The sequence below is a fragment of the Oleiphilus sp. HI0086 genome (assembly GCF_001635225.1).
Genome location: NZ_LWFZ01000509.1, coordinates 20,690 through 28,681 on the forward strand (window position 1 = coordinate 20,690; position 7,992 = coordinate 28,681).

At 44.9% G+C, this 7,992-nt stretch carries 8 protein-coding genes; 5 read left to right on the forward strand and 3 right to left on the reverse strand.

Going from position 1 to position 7,992, the window contains the following annotated elements; translation table 11 throughout:
* The gene (locus A3756_RS06300) at positions 1-939 is read left to right on the forward strand and encodes a LysR family transcriptional regulator (protein WP_068508035.1); all 939 of its coding nucleotides are present in this window, start codon (positions 1-3) and stop codon (positions 937-939) included.
* Between the two features lie 32 nt (positions 940-971).
* On the opposite strand, the gene purN is transcribed toward A3756_RS06300, so the two are convergent.
* Together purN and purM are read right to left on the reverse strand one after the other, a co-directional pair.
* Complete coding sequence (purN, locus tag A3756_RS06305; RefSeq protein ID WP_068508037.1) at positions 972-1,640, reverse strand: phosphoribosylglycinamide formyltransferase; 669 nt, start codon at positions 1,638-1,640, stop codon at positions 972-974.
* A gap of 2 nt (positions 1,641-1,642) precedes the next feature.
* Positions 1,643-2,710 (reverse strand): phosphoribosylformylglycinamidine cyclo-ligase, encoded by a 1,068-nt coding sequence (gene purM, locus A3756_RS06310; protein WP_068508039.1) that lies wholly within the window; start codon positions 2,708-2,710, stop codon positions 1,643-1,645.
* Positions 2,711-2,965: 255 nt separating this feature from the next.
* Here purM and A3756_RS06315 point away from each other — a divergent pair, with 255 nt between their 5' ends.
* From A3756_RS06315 to A3756_RS06330, 4 genes are read left to right on the forward strand one after another with little or no spacing between them, the layout of a single operon-like run.
* Positions 2,966-4,207 carry a DUF2066 domain-containing protein gene (locus A3756_RS06315; protein WP_156508876.1) on the forward strand — a complete coding sequence of 414 codons (1,242 nt, stop codon included), beginning with the start codon at positions 2,966-2,968 and terminating at the stop codon, positions 4,205-4,207.
* A 28-nt stretch (positions 4,208-4,235) separates the two neighbouring features.
* Positions 4,236-4,817, forward strand: a complete 582-nt coding sequence (locus tag A3756_RS06320) for a CDP-alcohol phosphatidyltransferase family protein (protein WP_068509622.1) — start codon at positions 4,236-4,238, stop codon at positions 4,815-4,817.
* Positions 4,814-5,557, forward strand: coding sequence for a DnaA/Hda family protein (locus A3756_RS06325; RefSeq protein ID WP_068509619.1), 744 nt, complete (start codon positions 4,814-4,816; stop codon positions 5,555-5,557). Before A3756_RS06320 ends, A3756_RS06325 begins: the two co-directional genes overlap by 4 nt.
* A gap of 24 nt (positions 5,558-5,581) precedes the next feature.
* Entirely contained in the window at positions 5,582-6,349 is a 768-nt protein-coding gene (locus A3756_RS06330; protein WP_068509617.1) for a ParA family protein, read from the forward strand.
* A 20-nt stretch (positions 6,350-6,369) separates the two neighbouring features.
* Here A3756_RS06330 and A3756_RS06335 read toward each other — a convergent pair.
* Positions 6,370-7,992, reverse strand: a 1,623-nt coding sequence (locus A3756_RS06335) for a bifunctional diguanylate cyclase/phosphodiesterase (RefSeq protein ID WP_156490318.1), incomplete at its 5' end; no start/stop codon positions are given.

Sequence of the window (7,992 nt, forward strand, 5' to 3'; positions counted from 1 at the left end):
ATGAATCTAAGTGATGTTGATCTAAATTTGCTGGTTCACCTAGATGTACTTTTGCGTGAGCAAAACGTCACCAAGGCTGCAAACCATCTTGGTATTACGCAGCCTGCGATGAGTAATGGTTTGAAGCGTTTGCGCTTGCTGTTCGAAGATCCATTGCTTGTTCGTACCAGTGACGGTATGGCGCCTACTGAGTTGGCGCTCAGCCTTAAGCCTGCGGTGAGAGAGATATTATTCAATATCGATCGTGTAGTTCACCCGGATAGGGATTTTGACCTTCAAAGCCATCGGGTGTTTCGCGTGATGGCAAGCGACTACGCTGAATCTACCTTGATTCCCGCTGTTTTAAGTGAAGTTCGCAAGCAGGCGCCTAATATCACGCTCGATGTTTTAACGCCCAGTGATGTATCTTTCGAAGATGTTGAGCAAGGCCGTGTCGATATGGCGATTAATCGCTTTGATACTTTGCCGCAGTCTTTTCACCAAAAAACGCTCTGGTCTGATACCTTCTCATGCCTGATGAGCCCTAGTAACACCTTGGTCAATAGCTTCGATCTGGATGCCTACCTAAAGGCCAGCCATATTTGGGTGAGTAAAACTGGCTTTGGTGTGGGTGTTGGAGTGAACCCGAATGATGTGCAGCGCTTGGGTTGGGTTGATGAAGCGCTGGATCGTATTGGAGCAAAGCGCGAAATTAGTGTATTTACCCGTCATTACCAGGTGGCGATGTTGTTGGCGCAGCAGCATGACTTAGTGGCTACGCTGCCGAGCCGCGCGGCGCGTTTAAAAAGTGAAAGCTCTAAGCTTGTAATGAAAGAGCCGCCCTTCGATATACCAGCATTCGATCTCAAGATGGCCTGGAGTCCTTTACTTCATCATAATGCGGACCATCAGTGGTTTAGGCGTTTGATTACAGATATTGCTCAGAAAGAGAGTGAATAATCGTTGGTGAAGCGCAAGGGTGGCGCAGACTCTTAGTGTAAAGTCTGCTCAATCTCTAGCTTAAGGCCGCTTTCGGGCAACTGCTCGCCATCCAGATAGGCTTGGCCATCTTTCATTTCAAGACGTCCATCGATAAACCACTTAACCGCAATGGGGTAAATGATGTGTTCCTTTTCAAGTACTCGGGTGGCAAGTGTTTCTTCAGTATCCTGATTTAAGACTGGTACAATAGCCTGGATGATGTTCGGGCCGCTATCAAGCTCAGCGGTAACAAAGTGAACACTCACGCCGTGCTCTTTGTCTTTTGCTTCAAGCGCACGCTTATGAGTATGTAGGCCGGGATATTTAGGCAGAAGAGAGGGGTGAATGTTGAGCATTCTTCCTTCAAAACGGCGGACAAAATCATCGGTTAAGATACGCATAAAGCCCGCTAATACCACGAGATCCGGTTGATGCTTCTCAATCGTCTTAATCAGCTCTGCATCAAAAATCTCTCGTTGAGCGAATTTTTGATGTTCGATGACATGAGTATCAATCTCAGCTTTCTTAGCTCGCTCTAGGCCCTTAGCATGGGGCTTATTGGAAATAACAGCGCTGATCTTTCCAGGGATTTCTTCACGTTGATAGGCGTCGATTAAGGCTTGAAGGTTGCTGCCGCTACCCGATATCAAAACAACGACAACAGGATCTCGTCCTTCCATTACTAAGCGCCTAGTCCATTTAGTTGGACTTGCTCTTCGTCGGAAGATGTGTCGGCAATTTCACCAATTACCCAAGCACTTTCGCCTTCAGCTTCTAAAAGCTTGATGGCTGATTCTTCTGAACCGGCTGGAACGGCGATGATCATGCCAACACCGCAGTTGAAGGTGCGATACATTTCAACAGGATTTACGTTACCTGCTGATTGAAGCCATTTGAATACTTCAGGCAATTCCCAGCTCTGGGTCTCGATGACTGCTTTAGTTCCTTCAGGTATTACGCGAGGAATATTCTCAAGTAAGCCACCGCCCGTGATATGTGAAAGGGCATGCACCTCACCTTCTTTGATCAATTTAAGAAGAGATTTAACGTAAATCTTTGTTGGCTCAAGCAAGGCCGATTTTAGGTCGGTATCGCCAATTTCCTGGTTTAGGTCAGCGTTTGATACTTCTATAATCTTGCGAATTAAAGAGTAGCCATTCGAGTGTGGACCTGAAGAAGCGAGGCCAATTAACTTGTCGCCAGCCTTAACTTTGGTGCCATCTATAATCTCAGACTTCTCAGCAATGCCAACGCAAAAACCAGCCAAGTCATAATCTTCGCCTTCGTACATGCCGGGCATTTCAGCAGTTTCACCGCCGACTAGTGAGCAACCAGATAGGTCGCAACCAGCGCCAATGCCTGTTACTACATCGGCAGCAACGTCAACATTCAGTTTACCTGTAGCGTAATAGTCAAGGAAGAATAATGGCTCTGCGCCACCAACAATAAGATCGTTAACGCACATGGCAACGAGATCAATACCTATCGTATCGTGCTTATTGAAGTCCATGGCTAATCTTAGTTTTGTGCCAACACCGTCGGTACCGGAAATCAAAACCGGTTCTTTATAGCCCTTCGGCAACTCAAACATTGCGCCAAAACCGCCTAGACCGGCCATTACTTCCGGTCTACGAGTTTTTTTGGCGACACCTTTAATTCTTTCTACTAGCTCATTTCCCGCATCGATATCGACGCCAGCGTCTTTGTAGCTAAGTGAAGGGTTTGTATTTGAGTCAGAATTATTAGTCATATGAGCTAAAACCTTGGCTTTTTAAAATTGGCGCGATTCTACCAGTTGTTTGGAGTCTCGCCAAATGCTAGCAGTAAAAAATAACATATTCGTAGTGATTTAAAAAAATATTAGAAAGTAGGTGTGCAAAGCACGGCTGATGGTTGTTTTATGAGTGTTTCGAGAATATTATGATAAACCTTTCAAATACTGAGCATAAGTGGCACTTACTTGGTCAATATTATTCGTTTTTTCGTACTTGTTTCGCTAGCCTTTTTGAGTTCACACTCAATCGCTGTCCAGCTAGGTAATTTATATAACGCTTCTGTCGCAGTACCTTCGCAAGACCCTTCCGATCGTATGCTAGGCTTTGAGCAGGCGCTGCATCAGGTGTTGATCCGTGTTACTGGTGATGAGGAATTGTTGCAGGATTCTTCTGTGAATTCTAAGTTTCGCTCACCTGAAAACTACGTGCTCTCATTTGCCTACAGAGAAAACCCCGCGTATAGCGTTTATCTTGAGGTGCTTGCTGAGCGCGAAAGGCTCGCTATGGAGTTTACAGATGAAGGTGCAGACGTTGAACAGGAGCCTGGTTCTATGCCTAGTTCCGCTCAGACCGGCCAAGAAGAGTTAACTGAGTCGTTAATAGCCGAGCCCGCCGTACCTGACCAATATATGCTGGATGTTGCATTCGCAGAATCGCCCATAGAAGCGGGTTTGCAATCACTGTCTCTTCCTATTTGGGGGCGGTCTCGTCCTTCAATTCTGGTTTGGGTGGTGATGTCTGATGAACAAGGGCAGCGAAGCGTTATCGGCGCTTCCGAACTGGATGAGGTGCTACCTGAATTGACTGGCATTGCTGAGACTCGAGGTTTGCCGCTTTTTATTCCTGTGGCCGATCTGACAGACCTTTCGCTTTTAGATGTTGACGGATTATGGGGCCTGTTTTCTGACTCCCATATTGATGCTAGTAAGCGCTATGGCACCGACGCTGTTGCAATTGTACGCTTGCAAAGTTCCATTACTCCTGAGGCTCAAGAACTTGATGAAGCAAAAGAGCCTGTTTCTCAGCGTCAATGGCGTGCAGACTGGCAGCTATTCCTAGGTGAGCAAACTTTCTTTGGTGAAAGCGCTCAGGCAAGCAGTGAATCGGTTTCAAAAGAGTTTGTTGCTCGCTTGGCAAGCGTTATATCTACTCAGTATGCTATATCTGGCGTAGCAAGTTCAGAAATCTATACCATTTCAGTGCTTGGTATCGATTCTTTCGAAGATTATGTGGATGTACAGCGTTACCTGCAAGATCTTGCGCCTGTTGCATCCGTAAATATGTTGCTAGCCGAGGAAGATCAGCTTACCTTTGAGTTGCGCTTGCGTGATACAAGAGAAATGCTTTCTCAGCACCTATCTCTTGGGCGAAAGCTAATAAAACGGGAAGCGGAGCTAGACGGTATATTGGAGTTAAATAAGGGTATGCTTGTCGATGCGCTCGATAAATTTGTTTGGCGCTCCGGGTCTTAGTCATTGCTATGGTTATTTTGGAGATAGAATGATCGCAGCTAATCAGATTCCTAATATTCTAACTGTTATTCGAATCCTGCTGGTGATTCCTTTTGCGATGAGCGTATATTCCGCGCAATATTTGCAGGCTTTGATTCTATTCTTTGTAGCAGGTCTTTCAGATGGAGTTGATGGTTTCTTGGCTCGCCAATTTAATTGGAAGTCGCGATTTGGTGCCATAGCTGACCCTTTGGCAGATAAACTACTGCTCGTTACGGCTTACGTAATGCTTGCTTGGACAGAGCAAATCCCAATGTGGCTTCTATATCTCGTTATTGGTCGCGATGTAATGATTCTAGCTGGTGCGCTGGGCTATCACTTCTTTATTAGTCATTATGATATTAAGCCCTCATGGCTGGGTAAGACCTGTACAATGCTACAGATTGTTTATGTCTTACTCGTGATTATGAGCTTGGCAGATCTGCCGATGCCGCAGTGGGCAGTTTCAGAAGGCCTATTTGTAGTGGGTGCCATTACTCTGATTAGCGGTATTCATTATTACTTGGTTTGGGGCGTAAAGGCATACAAGCAGCGCCGAGAAAATGAATTGAATGATAAGACTGGCTTATGAATGCTTTTGAATTATCCAGCCAACTATTATTGCCTGTTAGGGAAAAAAGTGACCTAAGCTTCGAAACGTTTTACAGCGAAAAAAACGATCGTGCCAAGTTTATGCTGTCGAGTGCGATAGATGAGTATCAGGAAACTGCAGTCTTACTGGTTGGGCCAGAAGAGTCTGGTAAAACCCATTTGCTTAATGCTGCAATTGGCTACGCTGAGTCAAAAGAGCTGGACAATGTTTGTTACTTTTCGCTTGCGGAATTAAACGAGTTTGAATTATCAGAGAGTGACGTTCAGGGTTTGTTTTCAAGCTTTGAGCAATATTCAATTTTGGCTCTCGATCACTTGGATTTGTGGCTGTGTCACCAGAGCTTAAGTCGAGAGTTTAAAGAACGCTGTCTTTTTAATTTATTTAACCATTATAAAGCTCAAGGTGATATGTTAATTTTCGCCTTGTCACAGCCGGTAGACGCCTTGAATATCTGCTTGGCTGATTTGTTGTCACGCCTAAAATCCGGTTTATTGATAAGCCTGAAAGCTTATAGTGATGCTGAAAAAGAACTAATCATGCAGCAGGTTGCGATACATAAGGGCTTTAGCTTGGAAGAGGGCGTTTCTACTTTTATTATTAAGCGTAGCGGGCGCAACTTAACAGAGTTGCTAGCGTTACTTGATCAACTAGACAAAGCGTCGCTCACTGAGCAGCGTAAATTGACAATTCCGTTCGTCAAGAAAGTTTTAAATTGGTAGCTCATCAGCTGCAGGGAGAAAAAAATGATTCGCGTAGTATTCAACCAGAAAGGCGGTGTAGGGAAGTCGAGTATTACTTGCAATCTTGCAGCTATTTTCGCTGCTAAGGGACGCAGAACCTTGGTTGTTGATTTGGACCCGCAAGGTAACTCTACTCACTATTTAATGGGAAAGCCTGCTGCTGAATTGAATGACTCGATTGCCGATTTTTTTGAGCAAACGCTTTCATTTAATTTGTTTAATAAAGATCCTGCCGACTTTGCGCATAAAACCCCCTTCGACAATCTCTATGTTTTGCCCTCTAGTCCTGAGATGGATTTTCTTGAAAGAAAGCTGGAGGCTAAGCATAAGATCTATAAACTCAAAAATGCCTTAAGAGCATTAGAGAGCCAGTTTGATGAAATTATCATCGATACAGCGCCTGCTTTAAATTTCTATACGCGTTCAGGCTTAATTGCTTGCGATAAGGTTTTGATTCCTTTCGACTGCGATGACTTCTCTCGTCAAGCTTTGTATACGATTATGGGCGAGTTGCAAGACATACAAGAAGATCACAATGACCGCTTGGAAATAGAGGGTATTGTAGTGAATCAATTTCAGCCGCGTGCGAGTCTGCCGTCGCGCTTGGTGAAGGAGCTCGAAGAAGAAGGGTTGCCAGTATTACCTGTAAAAATTAATGCTTCAATCAAGATGAAAGAGTCGCACCAAGAAAGTCAGCCGCTTATCTACTTTGCTCCAAAGCATGCTTTAACGACTCAGTTTGAAGAACTTCACGAGCATTTATCTTCGTAGCAAGAAAACCTGCTTTTAGCTTAGGCCGGTTTAGATTCGTGCACCAGAGGTAGTACGATCTGGTCGCCCCGGCCTAAGGTTTCGCCTTGATTCAAGCTATGTAATATTGCATATAATTCCTTGAACGGCACTGGTGGGGAGTAGAGATAACCTTGCCCATATCGACAGCCATTAATCTTTAAGAAAGCTTCCTGCTCCTTCGTTTCGATCCCTGTAGCAAATGTTTTTAAATCCATCTGACTCGCAATAGCTAGCAGTGTTTCAGTGATGGCCATATCGCTTTCATCCCTTGGTATGCCAGTCACGAAAGTTCGGTCGACCTTAATGATGTCGGCGGGAATTTGCTTTAACTGTCGTAGTGAGCTTAGACCGGTTCCAAAGCTGTCGATTGTCAGTGACACGCCCAACTCTTTAAGTTGAGTAAGTGTCACAAAGGATGTCTCGATATTGCTTGTGATCGTGCTTTCCGACATTTCCAGAATCAGGTTCTTTGGATCAAATTTAGTGCTCTCTACTGCTTTTTGGATAAGTTCAACTATTCGCGGATGGTTAAATTGGCGGTTAGAGAGGTTGAGCGCTATTTGTATCGGCGTGTCTGACCATTCCTGAATTGCTCGTCCTTGCAGGCAGGCGTTAGAAATTACCCATTGACCAATGTCGTGCAATAAGCCCGTTTGCTCAGCGACATCAATAAAGTACTCTGGCGTGACTAAACCTTTGTCAGGATGATGCCAGCGTAGCAAGGCTTCAAGCGCGAGAATTTCACCCGTTTCAATGTCGATGATAGGTTGGTAGTAAAGCTTGAATTGGCTGGCGCTGATAGCGTTTCTTAGCTCATGCTCAATAATTAGTTGGCGCTGCATTTCACTGTTCATTTCTGGACTATAGAACTGAATATTGTTTCGTCCGGCTTTTTTCGCTCGATACATGGCCATATCTGCATTTTTTAGAAGGTCGGGATATTGCGTGCCATCGTTAGGGCAGACGGTAATGCCGATGCTGGAAGTAACGATAAGCTCATTCCCGCCAATATTTACGGGCTTGGTAATGTTATCGAGAATATTTCTGGCAACTGTTTTAGCGCCTTCTCTTCCCGATACATTTGCTAGCAGAATAGCAAATTCGTCTCCGCCAAGGCGGGCAATCGTGTCTTCCTTTCGAACGCTTTGTTTGAGTCTGCTGGCTAAGGTGACAAGAAATTGATCGCCGATATCGTGTCCGAGCGTGTCATTGATTCGTTTGAAGTGATCGATATCTAGGCCGATTAGCGCAATCTCGGATTTGTGTCGAATTGCTGATTGAATCGCTTGGGCGCAGCGGTCTTCGAATAGGCGTCTGTTAGCCGTATCGGTAAGTGCATCGTAGTGAGCGAGGTAGTGAAGTTGATTTTGAGTTTTTCTGATGTCGGAAATGTTTTGGCCAATCAAAAGAAGCTGCGTCTGCTGGGATTCACCGTCATGATTGCTAAGGTGGTTCATGTTCCAGAGCATGGTGTGCGAAAGCGAGTCGCCACTGATAATCTCGCATTCCATATTTTCTTTACTAAGGCCGCTTTCGAGTACCTTGGTAAATTTCCATGCTGTCTCGTCCTGAATATTTTCTGGAACAAACATATCGATGAAATTATTGCCTAGCACTTGTTC